Consider the following 18,151-nt stretch of genomic DNA (forward strand, 5'->3'; position numbering starts at 1 on the left):
GCAATGACGCGCCGCGCTTGCCCGCCGCGGAGATCCCGGCCTGTCTTTCCCTGGAGACCGTATGACCTCGCTGACGCCTGAGTCAGCCGCGCCCGAACCTGCCCGGACCCCCGCTGCCGAGGCCGACATCACCTCCGTGCGCCCGGCTCTGCGCTCACCGCGCCGGCTGCGCGTCGAAGTACTGGCCGGCCTGGTGGTCGCGCTCGCGCTGATCCCGGAGGCGATCAGCTTCTCGATCATCGCCGGCGTCGATCCCCGCGTCGGGCTGTTCGCCTCGTTCACCATGGCGGTGTCGATCGCGTTCCTCGGCGGCCGCCCGGCGATGATCTCGGCCGCCACCGGAGCGGTCGCGCTGGTGATCGCGCCGGTGATGCGCGACCACGGCTTCGAGTACTTCGTCGCCACCGTCATCCTGGCCGGCATCCTTCAGGTGGTCCTCGGTGTGCTCGGCGTCGCCCGGCTGATGCGGTTCATCCCGCGCTCGGTCATGGTCGGCTTCGTCAACGCCCTGGCGATCCTCATCTTCCTGGCCCAACTTCCGCACCTCACCCACGTGCCGTGGCTGGTCTACCCGCTGGTCGCCGCCGGGATCGTGGTGATGGTCTTCCTGCCGAAGCTGACCAAGGCCGTGCCCGCGCCGCTGGTCGCGATCCTCGGGGTCACCGCGCTGGTGGCCTTCACCTCGGTCACGGTGCCGACCGTCGGCGACGAGGGTGAACTGCCCGACAGCCTGCCGTCGCTGTTCTGGCCGGACGTGCCGTGGAACCTGGACACGCTGCGGATCATCGCGCCGTACGCCGTGGCGATGGCGCTGGTCGGGCTGCTGGAGTCGTTGATGACGGCCAAACTCGTCGACGACGTCACCGACACCCGCTCGGACAAGACCCGCGAGGCCTGGGGCCAGGGCGCGGCGAACATCATCACCGGCTTCTTCGGCGGGATGGGCGGCTGCGCCATGATCGGCCAGACGATGATCAACGTGAAGGCCTCCGCCGCCCGGACCCGGATCTCCACCTTCCTGGCCGGCGTCTTCCTGCTGATCCTGGTCGTCGGCCTGGGCGACCTCGTCGGCGACATCCCGATGGCCGCACTGGTCGCGGTGATGATCATGGTCGCGGTCGGCACCTTCGACTGGCACAGCGTCCGGACCCTGCGCCGGATGCCCCGCAGCGAGACCCTCGTGATGCTGTCCACCGTCGTGGTCGTGGTCATCACCCACAACCTCGCCATCGGCGTGATCGTCGGGGTCGTCGTGGCGATGGTGCTCTTCGCCCGCCGGGTCGCCCACTTCACCACCGTCAAGGACGTCGCCCACCCCGACGACGACACCAGGGTCTATGCCGTCACCGGGGAGCTGTTCTTTGCTTCCAGCAACGATCTGGTCTACCAGTTCGACTACCGCGGCGACCCCGCCAACGTCGTGATCGATCTGTCCGAGTCCCACATCTGGGACGCCTCCACCGTCGCCACCCTGGACGCGATCACCACCAAGTACGCCCGCTACGGCAAGACCGTCCGGATCGTCGGCCTCAACGCCTCCAGCGCCGAGCGCCACGAACGCCTCGCGGGCAGACTCGGCGCCGGCCACTGACCTACCCCGCGGAACTCCAGCGGTAGACGTCGTAGCCGGAGGTGCCGCCGCCGCGGACCAGTCGCTTGTCGTCGGAGTCGAAGGCCACGTGGTGTCCGTCGTCGGAGATCGCCGGGCTGTAACTGCCGTTCCGGCCGCCGTACGGGTCGGTCTGGTCCTGGCGGTGGGTGATCCAGACCAGGGCACCGGTCTTGCGGTCGAGGCGGTAGACGTCGCTGAGGGCGCCTTGGTCCGCGCGGGAGGTTTGGCCCTTCGTTCCGAAGGTCACGTACCTGCCGTCGGCCGACACGTCTCCGGTGGCAGCACCGATCGCCGACGACGGCCGGCCCAGATGGTCCGCCGAGATCAGTTGCAGTTCGTTGGTCCGGAGATCGCGCAGCCAGACGTTCGCGATCGGGTCGACGCCGACTCCCAGCCACCCGATGACGGTGAAGACCACGAATCGGCCGTCGGCGGAAACAGCGGCGGATTCGGGCTCCACGACGAAGGCCCGGGGGTCGGCCGGCACGCCGTCGGAGATCACTCGGGTCGTGTTGGCCGTCCGGTCGCGGACCTGGATCTCTCCCCCGCCGCCGATGGCGGTGAAGGCCACCACGAGCCCGTTCCCGGAGATGGCGGGCTGGGCGGAGGGCAGGTCGGACTGGAGGCCCTCGGCGGTCAGGGAAACCCGCTCGGTGCGTCCGGCGTGGAGGTCCCGGACGAAGATGTCCTGGGTGTCGTTGGTGTCGCCGGCGACGAGGTTGGTCGCACTCGAGGTGAACGCCACGTGGCGGCCATCGGTCGAGATCCCAGGCTCGTGCGCGCCTTGGTCCGCCCAGCCTTGGAGGCCCACCGAGACCAGCGTCGTCCGGCCGGTCACCAGATCGCGGAGGAAGACATCGGGGCTGTCGTTGGTGTCGCCGGGAAGCAGGTTCGAGGCGTAGGAGTTGAAGGCGACGAAGCGCCCGTCCGCCGAGATCGACCCCTGCCGGCTTTCGGCGTTGCCCTGGACGCCTCCCACGCCGACCGATACGAGCGTCGTACGGCCGGTCGCCGTGTCCCGGACGAAGACGTCCCGCTGACCGTTGGTGTCACCGGCCACCAGGTCGGACGCGTAGGAGGAGAAGACGACGAAGCGCCCGCCCGACGACACTCCCGGGCGACCGTCGAGGCCGGATGCACCGTCGCCGCCACCACCGTTCAGCCCGACCGACACGAGGCTGATGGGGTTGGCTCGCGCGTCGGCGCTCGCCGGGGCGGCGAGCGCACCTGCCGGTACTGCGGCGGCGAGGAGCGCGACGAGCGCGGTACGAATCGGTCTGCGGCTCTGAATGGGGTGGATGAGTTTCACGGTGACCTCCCTCAAGGACATCTGCTAGATGCACTCGGGAGGCGCAAAGTTATCCGGCAAGGGCCTGCGTGATCGCCAGGTTCGTCGTCGGGTCGGCGGTCGGGACAGCCGTCAGGCCGGCTGTGGGAACGACAACGGCCGGCAGGTCCACCACCGGTTCCGCGGCCGGGGCGCTGAGGTAGGTCTGCCAGCACCACGCCACGACCTCTTCGGCGTCGGGGCGGTCGTCCGGGCATTTCGCGAGCATGCGCATGAGATAGCGCCGGAATCCACCCTCGAGCCGGTCCGGTCGCGCCGGTACGCCCGCCAGGTGCTGCCGCAGTACGCCGGTGGGCGTGTCGGCGACGAACGGCGGATCACCGGTGAGCAGTTGGTACAGGACGCAGCCCAGCGAGTAGATGTCGGCGGGCGGCCCGACCGGTTCGGCCTTCGCCCGCTCGGGGGCCAGGTAGTAACTGGTGCCGAGGATTCCCCCGTCGCGGTCCGGATCGTCGGCCCTGTCGCTGAGAAAGCAGGCGATGCCGAAGTCGGCGACCTTGACCGTGCCGTCGCTGGTCATCAGCAGGTTGCTGGGCTTGATGTCGCGATGCACCACGCCCTGGTGGTGGGCCGCCGACAGACCTTCCGCCGCCTGGGCGATGACCCGGGCGGCGGTCGGCGGGCTGAAGGGGCCGGACTGCCGGAGCGCCGCCGCCAGGGTGTTCCCCACGACCAACTCCATCACCAGGTAGTAGCTGTCGTCGTACGGCCCGAAGTCGTGGACCCCGACGACGTGCGGGTTGTTGACCACCGCGGCAGCCTGGGCCTCGCGGTGAAACCGCTCCCCGGCCTCGGCGTCGGCATCGCTCTGCTTGAGCAGCTTGACTGCCACCGGCCGTGTGAGAACCTCGTCGGTCGCCCGCCAGACCTCGCCCATGCCGCCCCGGCCGATCACTGTCTCGAGCTGGTACCGATCCGCGATGAGCATCGCTACCTCCGGAGTCCGTTACCTGTCAGGTACCCCGAACGATGCGATGAGCAACAGCCTCGCGAGTTTCCGCCGCCGGGTGCCCGGCTGAGATCGAACTGTTCCGAACTCCACAAGAATCCGTGCTGTCAAAAGGCCGCCGCGCCACCTTCGGAATTCTGACCGGCCCGGGTCAGGCGGGCGCCCCAGTCGGCGGCCATCGTCGCGAGTTCGGGCGGCGTCAGCACGGTGAACTCCGCGCCGATGGAAGCGAGGGTGACGAGCGGCCCGTCGAGCGAGTCCGGCTCCATGCTCACCAGACAGCTCTTCGACGTGCGAGCTTGCACATCCGCCCACCGCCCGAAGCGGGCGCTGACGATCTCCGCGGTCGCTTCCACGATCACCTCGACGCGATGCCGACCGCCTGATGCGCTGCCCAGGACATTGGTGCGGACGAAGGCGGCGACGTCGTCGAAGGGCGGCGTACGCGACGCGAACGTCGTCCCGGCGCCCTCGGCGGTGATGATGCGATCGATCCGGAACGTCCGCCAGTCGCGACGGTCGAGGTCGTAGCCCACCAGATACCAGCGCCGGCCGAGCGGCACGAGTTGGAAGGGCTCGACCAACCGGGAGGTCTGCGTCCCGTCGATCGACCGGTAGCCGAACCGGACCCGTTCGGAGTCACGACGGGCCAGGGCCAGCGTCGCCAGTACTGCGTGGTCGACCGGCGCGACGGTATCGCTGCTCCACGGCGCCGGCGTGGTGGACGAGCGGACCGCGTCGAGTCGCGCCCGCAGCCGTCGGGGCATCACCTGGATGATCTTGGTCAGGGCCCGCAACGCGGCGTCGCCTCCGGTTCCGGTGGCGAGGTGGGACTGGATGGCCACCGCGAGTTCCATGGCCTCGTCGTCGTCGACCACCAGCGGTGGCAAGGCGGCACCGGGCGCGAGAGCGTAGCCGCCGTCGACCCCTGGATGCGCGTCAACCGGATACCCGAGCTCGCGCAGTCGATCGACGTCCCGGCGCAGTGTCCGCGGCGAAACCTCGAGCCGCCCGGCCAGCAACGGACCGGGCCAGTACCGGCGAGCCTGCAACAAGGACAGCAGCCGAAGAGTCCGAGAGCTCGTATTCGCCATCTCTCCACGATCGGGTTCATTGCGGTCAGGAAGTGACCGCGATCCTTCCTACGGTAGCCGTCATCACCTCGATGAAGGAGCAGAAGATGTCCATCACCACCACCACGCACCTGAACTTCCGTGGCGACGCCCGCGCGGCGCTCGAGTTCTACCGGACCGTCTTCGGCGGCGAGATCACCGTCGTCACCTATCAGGACGCCCACAACGTGCAGGACCCGATCGAGGCCGACCAGATCATGTGGGGCCAGGTCCAAGGCGACAACGGCATCCACGTGATGGCCTACGACGTGCCCGTGCGTACGCCGTACGAGCAGGGCGTGAACTCGGTGTTCGTGTCGATCCGCGGCACGGACGCCGAGGAGATCAGCACCTGTTGGAAGAAGTTGGCCGAGGGCGCGGACGTCATCCAGGACCTCGCGCCGGCTGGCTGGTCGCCGCTCTACGGCATGCTCAAGGACCGTTTCGGCGTGGTCTGGGTCCTCGACATAGCGGCTCAGTACTGACCGCGGCCATAACGGTTTGATCACTTTGGGTGATCCCGCGAACGCTCCGTGTCGTCAAGTGGGTACGGGCGGGGACCTGATCGTGGTCCGGAGATGTGCCACGCAGTGAGTGCTATGGCGAAGGCGATGCCATGGGTTCAGGGGTGGACGCGGCTGCCCTGCCTCTCGCCGTTCCACCGCGACTTCGACCCGCTGGCGATCCCGCGGATCAGGGCGACGTCGTACCAGGGTGGAACGCAGGCGCTGCTCAGCACCTCTTGGCTCGACCGGCTCGCCGACCACCCGGAAACCAGGTACGTCGCCGCCGGTGATCCCGCGCGCGTCACCGCCCCCCGTGCCCGCGCGGCAGACCTCGCCCCGCGGCTGCGATCCCACGGCTCGCTGGTACTGAGCAGACCTGCGGCCGGCCTCACTTCTCCGAGATCTCCTGCACCGTGTCGCCGGTGTCCTCGGCGGACGCCTCGCGGGCCACGTCGGCCTGCGCCAGCATCCCGACCAGTTCGTGGCCGTCGATGACCGGCAGCCGGCGGACCTGGTGCTCGCTCATGGTCCGGAGGGCCTCCTCGAGGCTGTCGTCGGCGCCGATCGTGACCGGCTTGCCCTGACCGAACTCGCCCGCGCGCGCGGTCGCCGGGTCGCCCCCCTCGGCCAGACAGCGGACCACGATGTCGCGGTCGGTCAGCACGCCCTTGAGCCGGTTGTCCTCACCGCAGATCGGCAACGCGCCGACATCCAGATCCCGCATCTTCCGGGCGGCATCGACGAGCGTCTCGTTCTCTCCGACGCACTCGGCACCCGGTGTCATCAGGTCACGTGCGGTCGCCATCGCACTCACCACTTTCCATGCTAGGGATTTGGCCGTCCGGTGCCCCGCGCGGCACGGCGGAAACAGACCCGGCAACTGCCGGGTGTACAGCGCTTGCCGCGGGGTACCGGCGCCGCTCCCCCAACGACAGGAGCGGTGATGTTTCGTCACACCAAGCGGCTGCAGTTCGAGGCCAGGCCGGAACGCCCGGACCCGTTGTACGCCCGGAAACTGCAGGAACTGATCGGCGGCGCGTACGGCGAGATGAGCGTGACCATGCAATATCTGTTCCAGGGCTGGAACTGCCGCGTCGAAGGCAAGTACAAGGACCTCCTGATGGACACCGCGACCGAGGAGATCGGTCACGTCGAGATGCTCGCCACGATGGTCGCGCGGCTGCTGGAGGGCGCGCCGGCCACGATGACCGCGGACGCGGTGAAGGACCCGGTGATGGCGGCGGTGCTCGGCGGCATGGATCCCCAGCAGGCGATCGTCGGCGGCGGTGGCGCGTTGCCCTCCGACAGCCAGGGCGTGCCGTGGAACGGCCGGTACATCGTGGCCAGCGGCAACCTACTGGCCGACTTCCGGGCCAACGCGGCGGCCGAGGCGCAAGGTCGGCTGCAGACCGCGCGCCTCTACAACATGACCGACGACCCCGGCGTGAAGGCGATGCTGCAGTTCAACCTGGCGCGCGACACCGTGCACCAGAAGCAGTGGCTGAAGGCGATCGAGGAGTTGGAGTCCGACGGGCTGGAGACGCCGATCGTCCCGAACGCCTTGTTCGACGAGGAGGACCAGGAGCACAACCACACCATCTGGCGGCTCTCGGACGGCACCGACGGCAAGAACGGCGGCTGGACCCAGGGCGACGATCCGCTGGAGTATCTGGAGGATCCGCAGCCGCTGGGCGGTCCGGGCACCGCGCCCGCGCCCGACCCGGCGTTGTACGGCACGTACAACCCGATCGCGGACGCCAAGGGAACCGTCAAGGGCAAGGCGCAGGCCGCCGTCAAGAAGGCCAAGGGCAAGTAGCGGTTTCCAAGAGTCCGGGCGGGGTACCCCGCGGCATGGACCGAAAACACGTCGTGGTGACCGGCGGGGCAGGTTTCGTCGGTAGTCATCTGTGCGAGCGTCTGCTGCAGGACGGCTACCGCGTGACCTGCCTGGACAACTTCCTCACCGGTACGCCGGACAACCTCGCGCACCTGCTCGACGATCCCGCGTTCAGCTGTCTCCGCACGGATCTGACCGAGTACGTGCACGTGCCGGGTGACGTGGACGTGATTCTGCACTTCGCCAGTCCGGCCTCACCGATCGACTATCTTCGGCTGCCGATCCAGACCCTGAAGGTCGGCGCCATCGGCACCTGGCACACCCTCGGCCTGGCCAAGGAGAAGGACGCCCGCTTCCTCCTGGCCAGTACGTCGGAGGTGTACGGCGACCCGCAGGTCCATCCCCAGCCGGAGTCCTACTGGGGACACGTGAACCCGGTCGGCCCGCGTGGTGTCTACGACGAGGCGAAGCGGTACGCCGAGGCGCTCACCACGGCCTATCGCAGCAGCGAGGGCGTCGACACGGCGATCGTCCGGATCTTCAATACCTACGGACCGCGGATGCGCCCCGACGACGGCCGCGCGATCCCGACCTTCATCCGGCAGGCCCTGGCCGGCGAACCGCTGACCGTGGCCGGCGACGGTAGCCAGACCCGCTCGGTCTGCTACGTCGACGACACCGTGACCGGCATCCTCGGTCTCGCGTTCAGCGACCACCCCGGACCGGTCAACATCGGCAATCCCGACGAGCGATCCGTACTGCGCATCGCCGAGGACGTGATCGCCGCGACCGGCTCCCGATCCACCATCGAGTTCGTCGACCGCCCGGTGGACGACCCCGGAGTACGGCGTCCTGACACGACGCTGGCCGAGCAGGTGCTCAGCTGGAAACCCCAGGTGGACTGGCAGGAAGGCCTGTCCACGACGGTCGACTGGTTCCGCACGCTAGCTGATTCCGAGCCGTGGCAAGGACCTCCGCGACAGTGATCCGCAGCAGCGCGGCATCTGGCTGATCCGCGTGTGGGTTCCCGGCGCCAACGCCGTGGTAGAGCACGGTATGCCGGTCAAGGTCGATCGTCGGCCCCCACCACCTCGGCGGCGTCGGACCGAACAGCGTCACCGATCTGGTCCCCACCGCGGTCGCCAGATGAGCGACCCCGGTGTCACCCGACAAGACCAAAGCCGCCGACGCAACGCGCGCAGCCAGCCCCTCCAGAGACAACCGCCCGCTGAGGTCTTCGGCCTCTCCCGCCAACTGCGCGCACAACTCCCGCTCAGACCCAGTCAGTACTACGTGCCGCCCGTCCGCAGCCAGTTCCCTGATCACCGAGCCCCAACGCGAAAGCGGCCACTGCCGAGCCACACTCGCAGCACCCGGATGAACCACCACCGCCCCGTCCGGCTCCGCAGAAACAGTCAACCGCAGATCATCGACGGAGCACTCCCCCACGAGACGGCACCACCGACCCACCTCATGCTCCTCAGCCCGCCACCTGCTCGTACTGCGATAGCCGGCCGCCGCGCAGTCGAAAGCAACCAGCCCGTCCGGTGATCCCGCCTTTAGAAGCAGGTGACTCTGCGGACCGCGCCCGTGCAGATTGACGGCCAGATGCCGGCCGAGGGATCGCCCAGGTGGCTCCCCGGACAACCCATCGGTCGGCACTACGCCGTCCACAAGCCCCAGCCCGCAAAGCCAACTGGACACGGGCTCTCTGCCGGCCAGCAGCAGCGGGCGATCGCAGTACTGGCGGCGGAGGCCACGCAACGCCGGTACTGCGGTCAGGGCATCGCCGAGACCGAGCGCGCGCAGGACCAGAACCGGGCGGGACACTACGGCCAGGACGGCTCGACCGACGGGCAGACCACCAGTTCGCGCACCTCCACGCCTGGCGGCTGGCCGAGCGCGTAGACGACGGCGTCCGCGACGTTGTCCGGTTCGTTCAGCATCGCGTCCGGGCCTGGCTTGTACTGCTCGGGCCGGCCGTCGAAGAAGGCCGTCTGCATGCCACCGGGAACGAGCATCGTGACCCCGACCCGTCCGGCCGTCTCCACCGCCAGTGCGCGGCTGAACCCGACCACCCCGAACTTCGAGGCGCAGTACGCCGTGGCGTCGCTGAGCGCGCGCAGTCCCAGCGTCGAGGCGACAGTGACGATGCGGCCATGGCTTCGCTCCAACCGCGGTACGGCGGCCCGCGCGATCGCGGCGGTGCCGATCAGGTTGACGTTGATCACTCTCACCCAGTCGGCCAGTTCCACGTCCTCGATCCGGCCGCAGGCGTCCACGCCCGCAGCCGTGACGACCCCGGTCAGTGGGCCGATGAGCTCCTCGGCCCGGGCCAGGGCGGTCTCCGCGGCGGCCGGATCGGACAGGTCGGCCTCGACCCAGCCGATGTCGTCGGCCGGCTTCTGCCGATCGATGGCGACCGCCGTACCGCCTCGTTTCTGTACTGCGCGGACGACAGCGGCGCCAAGTCCGCTAGATCCGCCGGTGACCGCGACTCGGTCCAGGCTCATCGGGTGCTTCCTTCCTCGAGAATTGCGGTGGTCGAACGGCCGGGCAGGTACGGGACCAGCACGACCCGGCCGCCCCAGCCGTTCACGATCGGTGTCTCGGGCATCATCTCGGCGGTGTAGTCGCCGCCTTTCGCCCAGATGTCGGGTCGCAACTGATCGAGCGACACGCACGGGTCGTCGCCGTCGAAGACGACGACCGCGTCGACGCAGCGCAGCGACCGCAGTACTCGGCAGCGGTCGGCTTGGGAATTCACGGGCCGGGCCGGGCCTTTCAGCCGCCGCACGCTGTCGTCGGAGTTCACCAGCACGACCAGGGCGTCACCCAGCCGGCGGGCGGCTTCGAGGCTGGCGATGTGACCGGCGTGCAGGACGTCGAAACACCCACCGGTCGCGACCACGGTCCCGCCCGCCGCGTGAACTCGGCGGATGAGGGTGGCGGCATCGAGTTGCGGCGCCGCGCCGTTGCCGCGCACGGCCGGCCGCACCCCGCCGGCGGCCAGCCAGTCCGCGGTGTCCCGGACCGCGGTCTCGATCGCGTCGCTGGCCGTGGCCCCTGATCCGAGCTGAGCTGCGACCGTGCCGGCGAAGCGATCGCCCGCTCCGCAGGTGTCGCCATTGGACTCGAAGGGCGCCGGCATGAACTGCACCGGCCCTCCCCCGGTGGCGGCGAAGACGCCGTTGCCGCCGTCGGTGACCGCCACGCCCCAGGCCTGCCAACGCTCACACAGCTCGGCGGCCAGACGGTCGGGCCGATCCGGTCCCTGGGTGCCGAACTGCACGGCTTCGGCCTTGTTCGGCGTCACCAAGGTCAGCCCGGGGACCGGTTCGGCGCCTCGGGGATGCGGATCCCAGACCATCGGCCGCTGCGAGGTCCAGCGCCGCAGTACCGCGTACACCTCGGGATGGCTGACCACTCCGCCGGCGTAGTCCGAAACCAGCACCACGTCGGCAGCATCCAGAGCGTCCTCCAGCGCCGGGATGTCGCAACTCCCGGAGCCGTCGATGGAGGCCTCGATGTCCATCCGCAGCAAGGAGTGCCCCGCACTGCGCACCCTGGTCTTGCAGCGGGTGGCCGACGACGTCAGCACCGCGATGACCGGCAACTGCTCGTCGAGCAAGGCGGTCAGCCGCTTGCCGGCGTCGTCGTCCGCCAGGGCCGTCACCAACGTGACCTCGACACCGCGGCGGGCCAGCAGCGTGGCGGCCAGCCCGGCTCCCCCGGCGCGTTCGGTCACCTCCCCGACCTCGACCACGGGCGCCGGCGCGTCGGGCGTCACCCGCCGTACTACTCCCTCGATGTCCCGATCGAGCAGAACGTCCCCGATCACCAGCACTCGTACGGTCACCAGGCCACCTCTTCCACCTCGGCTGCCCAGCTGGCCGAGGGCAGATAGCGCTCGACCGCGGAACACAGGGCGTGGACGGCGACCAGTTGCGCCTCCTGTACCGCGGTCGGCGCGGCCGACTCGATCACGAGAGCCCGATCGGCCAGCTCAGTCAGCGGATTGGGGCCCGGGCCGGTCATCGCCCACACCTGGATCCCGCGCTCCTTGGCGGTGGTCGCGGCGGCCAGCAGGTTGGGGCTGCGCCCACTCGTCGACAACAGCACCAGCACGTCGCCGGAGCGGCCGTGCGCCCGGACCTGGCGGGCGAAGATGCCGTCGGGACCGTAGTCGTTGCAGATCGCCGTCAGACTCGAGGTCTCCGCGTGCAGGGCGATAGCCGGTAGCGGCCCGCGCTCCATTTCGAACCGGCCGACCAGTTCCGCCGTCAGGTGCTGCGCCTCGGCCGCGCTTCCACCGTTGCCTGCAGCAAGCAATTTGCCGCCGGCCGCGAACCCGGTACTGAGCTGTTGTCCCCAGCCGTCGATCAGCGCGGCCTGCTGGTCCAGGCTTGCGAGCGCGATCCGGAGGTGACCGAGGTGCTCTGCCAGCGTGCCGAACCGGGCCATCAGCGCACCCTCCCCGCGGCGACCGGCGCGGTGATCCGCCGGTAGACCTCCTCGGTCGCGGCAGCCACCTTGGGCCAGGTGTACTTCTCCGCCACCCGCGCCGCTCCTGCTTCGCCGAGCCGCCGTCGCTCGACCGGATCGGCCAGCAACCGTCGCAGTACTGCGGCCAGCCGGTCCGGGTCCTTCGCCGGTACGTGGACACCCGTGACACCGTCGACCACCGTGTCCAGCAGTCCGCCCACCGCGGACGCGACCACCGGTCGACCACAGGCCATCGCCTCCAGCGGCACGATCCCGAACGGCTCGTACCACGGTGTGCAGGCGACCACGTCGGCCGAGCGCAGCAAGCCCGGTACCTCGTCGCGGGTCACCGCACCGATCAGCCGGACGCGATCCGTGATGTCCAGCCGCTCCGCCTCCGCGCGCAGCCGTCGCACCTCAGGATCGTCGTCGAAGGCATCGACCGGTCCGCCGGCCACCACCAGTTGCGCACCGGGGACCTGGGCCACCGCGGCGATGACGGTGTCCACGCCCTTGCGCTCGACCAGTCGGCCCAGCGAGAGGATCCGCCCGCCCTGGCCGTGCCACCAGCGGTCGTCGGTCGCGGTACCGGGGAACTGGTCGACGCCACAGGGCACGACGTGAAGTGACCCCGGTCGCGCGCCCATGGCCAGCAGTTCCGCGACCTCGGTGGTGGCCGTCGCGATCACCGCGTCGGCCGTACAGGCCAGCCGGCTCTCGATCGCCAACCGCTCCGCGGGGCTGGTGTCCTGGTCGCGCTGGTGCCGGCGCTTCACCACGCCCAGTGCGTGAAACGTCTGGGCGAACGCGAAGCCGGCCACCTTCCGCGCCTGCTCGCAAGCGACTCCCGACATCCAGAAGTGCGCATGGACGACGTCCGGGCGATCGACCGACCAGCGCGTCCCCAGCCATTGCCCGAACTCCGGCATGTGCGGCAGCAGGTCGTCCTTGGGAAGCTGTTCCGGCGGCCCGGCCGGCACGTGGACCACCTCCACCCCCGGTCCGAGTCTGACCCGCTCGGCGATCCCGGGGTCGTCGCGTCGGGTGTAGACGTCGACCTCGTGACCACGCGCGGCGAGCGCGAGGGCCAGCGCCGCGACGTGGACGTTCTGCCCACCCGCGTCGGCCCCACCGAGCACGGCCAGTGGGCTGGCGTGCTCGGACACCATGGCGATCTTCATCGGCATATCTCCTTCAGCAATCGATCCCAGTCATCCAGGAACCGGCCCAGCCCGAACTGCCGTACTGCGTGCGCGCGGGCGGCCAGTCCGGTCTCGCGGGCTTCGTGTGGATCGGCACGCCAACGCCTGGCCGTCTCGACCAGTCGCTCCGGGCTCGCACTGACCACGCCCGCGCCGGCCGGCACCGCCTCGTACGCGGCAGTCGCGCCGACGACCAGTACCGGCAGGCCCAAGGTCATCGCCTCGATCAGCGACAGACCGAGGCTCGTCCAGCGATAGGGATGCAGGTACGCGAAGTGCCTGCCCATCCGCTCGTGCAACTCGCCCTGCGTCAGATCGTCGACCAGGTCCAGCCCGGAGGTGATCCGAGTGGCCAGCTGATCGGTGCCCATCCCGTACAGGCTGACCGGCACCTGGCCGGCGATCGTCGCCACCAGATCGGTGCCCGCCACCCGCCACCGGCGGACCGGTTCGTTCACCGACACGACGAGCGAGTCGCGATCGCCGACGTAGCGGTAGCCGTAGTCGGGGACGCCGTGCTCGATCACCACGGCCGGCGCGATGCCGTTGTCCCACATGGTGCGGTTGAACTCGGTGACGTGCACGACCGGGATGTCGGCGCGGGCCGACAGCGGATGCTGCCACTCCGCGACGTCTCCCCGAGGCGTGTTGTGCTCGACGTACACAGCCGGTACGCCGCGGCGCCCGAGCGCCCGGCCCGTCCATCGCTGGAACAGCTCCAGCTCCGCCGGACGTTGCAGGACCGCGACGTCGAAGTCGGCTGTCTGGAGCTGGTCGGGGGTGAGTTCCCGGACGCTGTCCGGCCACTGGTAGGTCTGGGCGCGGCCTTTGCCGTCCGGGCCGCGGTCAGGCAGCACCGGAACGTAGTACTCGTGTGGTCCCTGGACGAAAGAGGTCATCCAGGCGGCGTGGACGTGCCAGGCAAGGATCCTCATCACGTCACCTCCTCGATCAACTTGCGGACGGCGATGACCACCTCGTCCGGTGAGATCCCGTTCAGGCAGGGGTGACCCGGCACCGGGCACTCACGGGCTCTGGTGCCGCGACACTCGGCCTGCTGATCGCCCAGCAGGACGAAGGGCACACCCCAGGGAGCCCAGTCGTCGGCCGACACCACCGGAGCGAACAGCGAGACCACCGGCGTACGGACCGCGGCCGCCAGATGGGCAGGTCCGGTGTTGCCCACCACCACGCACGACGCGGCCCGGAGCAGCGCCGCCAGCCGGCGGTAGTCCGTCTGCCCACCCAGGTCGATTCCCTTGCTTCCAGCAACTATTGCGGTCAGGTCGCGCTCCTGCGCGGATCCGGTCACCACGACGCGGTGACCGTCTCCGGTCAGTGCTTCCACGATGCGTGCGAGTTGTTGTGGTCCGGCCGCCCGCGCGGCCACTGAGGCGCCGGGGTGCACGACGACGAACGGCTCGTCCGGCAGCCGATCGATCGGTGCCTGCTTGACCACCAGCCGACCGTCGTCGCCGGCGGGCAACTCGTAGCCGGCTGCCCGCACCAGCGAGAGCGCCCTGCTGACCTCGTGACCAGGCTCCGGGTGGTGGCGCAGATCGAGCAACGACCCGGGGTAGTCCACCGAGCTCGCGGCCACGTACTTGATCCCGGCCATGCGCAGCAGCAGCGCCATCGGCAGCGGACTCTGGTGGTACGACGTCAGCACGAAGGCGGCACCCAGGTGAGCCAGCGACAGTACGTCGATCAGTGTGTTCACGCTGCGTCGATCCACCGGCGGCGGCTCGAAGCCGGTCCACGGGCAGTCCCAGACCAGGACGTCGTGCACGCCGGGCAGCAACCGCGCGGCCTGTTCGCCGGACGGCGCCACCAGCAGGACGACTCGATCGGTGGCGGCGACCGCCCGGATCGCCGGGCCGGCCAGCAGGACGTCACCGTCGTTGTCCAGCCGGGTGATGAGCACGGTCCGCATCAACGTCTCCCCGGCAACTCGGCGAGCACGTACTCCACCGCCGTGGTCAGGTCGGGTGCCGTCATCGGTGCGGCGAGCACTTCCTCGGTCCTGGTCCGCCGGTTGGGGACCAGGACAGAGCGAGCACCGGCGGCCTGCGCGGCCTCGACATCGGCTCCGATGTCACCGATCACCAGCACCTGACCGGGCGGCACCCCCAGTTCCGCCGCCGCGGCCAGGACCAGACCCGCGGCCGGTTTGCGGCAGGCACAGCCTTCATCGGGCGCGTGCGGGCAAACCTGCCAGGTGTTGAACGGCCCCAGCAGTTCGTCGATCCGCCGGTTGACCCCCGCGACCTGCTCGGCCGTCAACAGGCCTCGGCCGATACCCGACTGGTTGGTGACCACGCCGAGTTGCAGACCCGCGGTACGAAGACGTTCGACCGCTTGGCGGGCTTGGGGGAACAGTTCGACGCGATCGGGATCGCCGTTGTAGGGGACGTCGCGCACCAGGGTTCCGTCCCGGTCGAAGAGGACGGCTCGCAGCGGTGGCGGCCAGGGCGTACTGCCTCGGTGCCGCCAGGTCCCCTTCGCGCGATGCCAGACGGCGACGAACGGCAGTACGGGCGAGGTCAGGATCATGCGCGCGATCTCGTTGACCGTGCGGGGACCGGGCTCGAGCCGGCGGCGGATGAAGTCGGTGGTCAAGGCCAGCCAGGCGAGCGCACCGAGGCGACGGAATCCGGCCGGGATCGACAACGCGGCGAGCACCGTCGCGAGGTGCCACTTGAACCGGCCGGGCGGGCACTCGGCGTACCGGCGCCAGTGCCTGCCGTAGATCGCCCGCAGCAATGCGTCGTCAGCGTTTCCTCGCTGCACCCGGACGCTGACCCAGAAGTTCTCCGGCCGGACCGGATGAATGATGGAGCGCCGACCACGCGCGAGCTTCCAGCCGCGGCCACGCACCCGGAGAGCGAGTTCGGCATCTTCGCGATACGCCCGCGGAAATCTCTCGTCGAAGCCGTCGACCTCTTCCAGCGCTTCGCGCCGGTAGGCCATGTCCGCGGTAGCCCACTTGGCGTTCTCCAGCCCTGCGGTGCTCCGCTCCCAGTCAGTGAGCGGCCGTCCAGCGGGCTTCGGTACGACGATGCTGCCCTGCACGCCCGCTGTCAGCTCATCCGCCGCTTGGAGATCGCGCACGAGGTCGTCCGACCAGGTGTCGGGCAGCCGCACGTCGTCGTCGAGGAAGGCGATCCACTCGGTGGCTGAGCTACGCCAACCGAGGTTCCGCGCTGCCGCCGGGCCCCGGCCACCGCTTCGCAGTACGGAGGCTTCGACCTGCAGCGGCTCCGCCGGCCGACGGCGGTCGTCGACTACATAGACGGCCTGCGGGGGCCAGGCTTGGCGCGAAAGGTCAGCGAGTAGGTCGGTCAGGCAAGGCCTGCCGACGGTCGGAATGACGACGGACCAGGTCGTCATCGGAACGTCCCGGCCCGTCTGATGACGTGCGGCCCCAGCACCAGGAGATCCACCGGCGTGGAGCCGAACAGTTCCAGCGCGTCAGCAGGGCTGTCCACCATCGGGCGACCGGCGGTGTTGAGACTGGTGTTCACCAGTACGGGCAGGCCGGTACGTCGCTCGAACTCCTCGAGCAGGTTCGCGAGCAACGGTTCGTCGGCCCGGTCGACCGTCTGGATCCGCGCCGTGCCGTCGACATGGACGACGGCGGGAATCCGCTCCCGCCAGGCCGACGCCACGTCGTGGACGAACAGCATGTACGGACTGGGCAACGGTCCGTCGAAGATGTCCGCCGCCCGCTCCGCCAGAACCAGCGGCGCGACCGGCCGGAACTGCTCGCGGCCCTTGATGTCGTTGAGCCGCTCGAGATTCTCCCGGCGGCCGGGATGAGCCAGCAGCGAGCGGTGTCCCAGCGCTCGCGGGCCGTACTCCGACCGGCCCTGGTACCAGGCGATGATCTGGTCGTCCGCCAAAGCCTGACCGACCACCGCTGCCAGGTCCGGTGGCGTCTCGAATGGCAGCGCCGCCTGCTGCAGACGTTGGGCGATCTGGTCGTCGGTCCACTCACGGCCGAGCGCGGCCGTCTGCATGGCCAGCGGACGACCCGCGGTCGCGCTGAGGTGAAGCGCCGCGCCCAACGACGTACCGGCATCTCCTGCGGCGGGCTGAACCCAGACGTGGTCGTACGGACCATGCCGCGCGATCACTGAGTTGGCCACACAGTTCAGGGCTGTGCCACCGGCCATGGTCAACGCCTTGGCACCCGTCTGGTCGTGCAGCCAGGACGCCAGTTCCAGCAGCACCTCTTCAAGCCGGCGCTGCACGCTGCAGGCCAGGTCTGCCTGGTCGTCGTTGAGGTCGGCTCCGCTGGATCCCTTGGGGGCATAGGCATTCCAGTCGATCGGCTCCGTGACGAAGCCACCGTCACCCGTCGTACGCACCAGCTCACGGAAGTCGGCCAGATGCCGCGGCTTGCCGTACGAAGCGAGCGCCATCACCTTGTACTCGTCGCTCGATCGCAGGAAGCCCAGGTGCTCGGTCAGATCCTCGTAGAGCAGTCCGAGCGAGTGCGGCAGGTCCTGCGCCGCGAGCACCTCCAGCCGCGGCCCGTCGTACCGACCGGCCAGATGCGAAGCCCGCTCACCCCGGCCGTCCAGCACCAGGCAAGCACTCTCCTCGTACGGCGCCGCGAGGCCGGCCGACGCCGCATGGGCGACATGGTGCGGGACGAATTTCACCTTGTCCGGGTCCAGCCCCGGCAGGGCGGCGGCCAGGAAGCGAGGCGCGCGCCGGGCATAGTCGACCCGGGTCTGGTCACCGGGATCGGTCACACCCAGTCCGCCGAGGTCCACACAGAGCGCCGGGTCGAACGAGTAGCCGACCAGGTCGATCTCGTCCGGCCGTAGTCCTGCCTCGCTCAGGCACCAGCGCATCGCCTGCTCGGGCAACTCCCAGGCCGACCACGGCACCGGCCGTTTGCCGTGCTTGCGCCGGCTGAACCGTTCCTCCTCCGCTGCCGCGACGATCCGGCCGTCGACGACCAGCGCGGCGGACGGGTCGTGGAAGATCGCGTTGACGCCGAGGACCCGCATCGTGCCTCACCCCTTCCTGGTGGAACTGGAGGCGCGGAGGTACCCCGACGAAGCGCTCGTACACGTGGCGTAGCGCTGC

At 69.7% G+C, this 18,151-nt stretch carries 17 protein-coding genes; 4 read left to right on the forward strand and 13 right to left on the reverse strand.

From position 1 onward, the window contains the following. Positions 1-61 precede the first annotated feature (61 nt). Complete coding sequence (locus ABD255_RS23005) at positions 62-1,591, forward strand: SulP family inorganic anion transporter (protein ID WP_344217243.1); 1,530 nt, start codon at positions 62-64, stop codon at positions 1,589-1,591. 1 nt (position 1,592) lies between these two features. On the opposite strand, the gene ABD255_RS23010 is transcribed toward ABD255_RS23005, so the two are convergent. From ABD255_RS23010 to ABD255_RS23020, 3 genes are all read right to left on the reverse strand, one after another. Then, positions 1,593-2,921 carry a TolB family protein gene (locus ABD255_RS23010; RefSeq protein ID WP_344217245.1) on the reverse strand — a complete coding sequence of 443 codons (1,329 nt, stop codon included), beginning with the start codon at positions 2,919-2,921 and terminating at the stop codon, positions 1,593-1,595. 49 nt (positions 2,922-2,970) lie between these two features. Continuing rightward, positions 2,971-3,888: a serine/threonine-protein kinase gene (locus ABD255_RS23015; RefSeq protein WP_344217247.1), complete on the reverse strand. Its 918-nt coding sequence runs from the start codon at positions 3,886-3,888 to the stop codon at positions 2,971-2,973. A 128-nt stretch (positions 3,889-4,016) separates the two neighbouring features. Further along, entirely contained in the window at positions 4,017-5,003 is a 987-nt protein-coding gene (locus ABD255_RS23020; RefSeq protein WP_344217250.1) for a helix-turn-helix transcriptional regulator, read from the reverse strand. An 86-nt stretch (positions 5,004-5,089) separates the two neighbouring features. On the opposite strand from ABD255_RS23020, the gene ABD255_RS23025 reads away from it, so the two are divergent. Continuing rightward, positions 5,090-5,506 carry a VOC family protein gene (locus ABD255_RS23025; RefSeq protein WP_344217252.1) on the forward strand — a complete coding sequence of 139 codons (417 nt, stop codon included), beginning with the start codon at positions 5,090-5,092 and terminating at the stop codon, positions 5,504-5,506. Between the two features lie 409 nt (positions 5,507-5,915). Here the strand turns inward: ABD255_RS23025 and ABD255_RS23030 are convergent, their stop codons facing one another. Next, entirely contained in the window at positions 5,916-6,332 is a 417-nt protein-coding gene (locus tag ABD255_RS23030; RefSeq protein ID WP_344217254.1) for a CBS domain-containing protein, read from the reverse strand. Between the two features lie 138 nt (positions 6,333-6,470). Between ABD255_RS23030 and ABD255_RS23035 the strand changes: the two genes are divergently transcribed. After that, positions 6,471-7,343, forward strand: a complete 873-nt coding sequence (locus ABD255_RS23035; protein WP_344217256.1) for a manganese catalase — start codon at positions 6,471-6,473, stop codon at positions 7,341-7,343. A 35-nt stretch (positions 7,344-7,378) separates the two neighbouring features. Next, a complete protein-coding gene (locus ABD255_RS23040; RefSeq protein ID WP_344217258.1) occupies positions 7,379-8,350 on the forward strand; it encodes a UDP-glucuronic acid decarboxylase family protein in 972 nt (323 codons plus the stop codon). Here ABD255_RS23040 and ABD255_RS23045 read toward each other — a convergent pair. Genes ABD255_RS23045 through ABD255_RS23085 form a run of 9 tightly spaced genes read right to left on the reverse strand, consistent with a single transcriptional unit; the run spans position 8,244 to position 18,072 of the window. Beyond that, positions 8,244-9,194 carry a glycosyltransferase family 9 protein gene (locus ABD255_RS23045; RefSeq protein ID WP_344217260.1) on the reverse strand — a complete coding sequence of 317 codons (951 nt, stop codon included), beginning with the start codon at positions 9,192-9,194 and terminating at the stop codon, positions 8,244-8,246. The genes ABD255_RS23040 and ABD255_RS23045 overlap by 107 nt on opposite strands. Next, on the reverse strand, positions 9,194-9,877 hold the full coding sequence (locus ABD255_RS23050; protein WP_344217262.1) for an SDR family oxidoreductase: 684 nt from the start codon (positions 9,875-9,877) through the stop codon (positions 9,194-9,196). The genes ABD255_RS23045 and ABD255_RS23050 overlap by 1 nt, the downstream gene beginning before the upstream one ends. Next, positions 9,874-11,223: a PfkB family carbohydrate kinase gene (locus ABD255_RS23055; protein WP_344217264.1), complete on the reverse strand. Its 1,350-nt coding sequence runs from the start codon at positions 11,221-11,223 to the stop codon at positions 9,874-9,876. The genes ABD255_RS23050 and ABD255_RS23055 overlap by 4 nt, the downstream gene beginning before the upstream one ends. After that, positions 11,220-11,828 carry a D-sedoheptulose-7-phosphate isomerase gene (locus ABD255_RS23060; protein ID WP_344217266.1) on the reverse strand — a complete coding sequence of 203 codons (609 nt, stop codon included), beginning with the start codon at positions 11,826-11,828 and terminating at the stop codon, positions 11,220-11,222. Before ABD255_RS23060 ends, ABD255_RS23055 begins: the two co-directional genes overlap by 4 nt. Continuing rightward, positions 11,828-13,030, reverse strand: a complete 1,203-nt coding sequence (locus tag ABD255_RS23065; RefSeq protein ID WP_344217268.1) for a glycosyltransferase — start codon at positions 13,028-13,030, stop codon at positions 11,828-11,830. Before ABD255_RS23065 ends, ABD255_RS23060 begins: the two co-directional genes overlap by 1 nt. Further along, positions 13,027-13,986 (reverse strand): glycosyltransferase, encoded by a 960-nt coding sequence (locus ABD255_RS23070; RefSeq protein ID WP_344217270.1) that lies wholly within the window; start codon positions 13,984-13,986, stop codon positions 13,027-13,029. Before ABD255_RS23070 ends, ABD255_RS23065 begins: the two co-directional genes overlap by 4 nt. Further along, positions 13,986-14,984, reverse strand: coding sequence for a glycosyltransferase family 9 protein (locus tag ABD255_RS23075; protein ID WP_344217273.1), 999 nt, complete (start codon positions 14,982-14,984; stop codon positions 13,986-13,988). The genes ABD255_RS23070 and ABD255_RS23075 overlap by 1 nt, the downstream gene beginning before the upstream one ends. Then, positions 14,984-16,441: an HAD-IIIA family hydrolase gene (locus tag ABD255_RS23080; protein WP_344217275.1), complete on the reverse strand. Its 1,458-nt coding sequence runs from the start codon at positions 16,439-16,441 to the stop codon at positions 14,984-14,986. The genes ABD255_RS23075 and ABD255_RS23080 overlap by 1 nt, the downstream gene beginning before the upstream one ends. Beyond that, positions 16,438-18,072 (reverse strand): carbamoyltransferase family protein, encoded by a 1,635-nt coding sequence (locus ABD255_RS23085; RefSeq protein ID WP_344217277.1) that lies wholly within the window; start codon positions 18,070-18,072, stop codon positions 16,438-16,440. The genes ABD255_RS23080 and ABD255_RS23085 overlap by 4 nt, the downstream gene beginning before the upstream one ends. Positions 18,073-18,151 lie beyond the last annotated feature (79 nt).

Source organism: Kribbella sancticallisti (assembly GCF_039530625.1).
Classification (GTDB): Bacteria; Actinomycetota; Actinomycetes; order Propionibacteriales; family Kribbellaceae; genus Kribbella; species Kribbella sancticallisti.

Excerpts from the sequence above, each read along its gene's own strand:
- ABD255_RS23005 (WP_344217243.1), top strand. The coding sequence starts at position 62 with ATGACCTCGCTGACGCCTGAGTCAGCCGCGCCCGAACCTGCCCGGACC.
- ABD255_RS23015 (WP_344217247.1), bottom strand. The coding sequence starts at position 3,888 with ATGCTCATCGCGGATCGGTACCAGCTCGAGACAGTGATCGGCCGGGGC.
- ABD255_RS23020 (WP_344217250.1), bottom strand. The coding sequence starts at position 5,003 with ATGGCGAATACGAGCTCTCGGACTCTTCGGCTGCTGTCCTTGTTGCAG.
- ABD255_RS23025 (WP_344217252.1), top strand. The coding sequence starts at position 5,090 with ATGTCCATCACCACCACCACGCACCTGAACTTCCGTGGCGACGCCCGC.
- ABD255_RS23030 (WP_344217254.1), bottom strand. The coding sequence starts at position 6,332 with ATGGCGACCGCACGTGACCTGATGACACCGGGTGCCGAGTGCGTCGGA.
- ABD255_RS23035 (WP_344217256.1), top strand. The coding sequence starts at position 6,471 with ATGTTTCGTCACACCAAGCGGCTGCAGTTCGAGGCCAGGCCGGAACGC.
- ABD255_RS23040 (WP_344217258.1), top strand. The coding sequence starts at position 7,379 with ATGGACCGAAAACACGTCGTGGTGACCGGCGGGGCAGGTTTCGTCGGT.
- ABD255_RS23050 (WP_344217262.1), bottom strand. The coding sequence starts at position 9,877 with ATGAGCCTGGACCGAGTCGCGGTCACCGGCGGATCTAGCGGACTTGGC.
- ABD255_RS23060 (WP_344217266.1), bottom strand. The coding sequence starts at position 11,828 with ATGGCCCGGTTCGGCACGCTGGCAGAGCACCTCGGTCACCTCCGGATC.
- ABD255_RS23065 (WP_344217268.1), bottom strand. The coding sequence starts at position 13,030 with ATGAAGATCGCCATGGTGTCCGAGCACGCCAGCCCACTGGCCGTGCTC.
- ABD255_RS23070 (WP_344217270.1), bottom strand. The coding sequence starts at position 13,986 with ATGAGGATCCTTGCCTGGCACGTCCACGCCGCCTGGATGACCTCTTTC.
- ABD255_RS23075 (WP_344217273.1), bottom strand. The coding sequence starts at position 14,984 with ATGCGGACCGTGCTCATCACCCGGCTGGACAACGACGGTGACGTCCTG.
- ABD255_RS23080 (WP_344217275.1), bottom strand. The coding sequence starts at position 16,441 with ATGACGACCTGGTCCGTCGTCATTCCGACCGTCGGCAGGCCTTGCCTG.
- ABD255_RS23085 (WP_344217277.1), bottom strand. The coding sequence starts at position 18,072 with ATGCGGGTCCTCGGCGTCAACGCGATCTTCCACGACCCGTCCGCCGCG.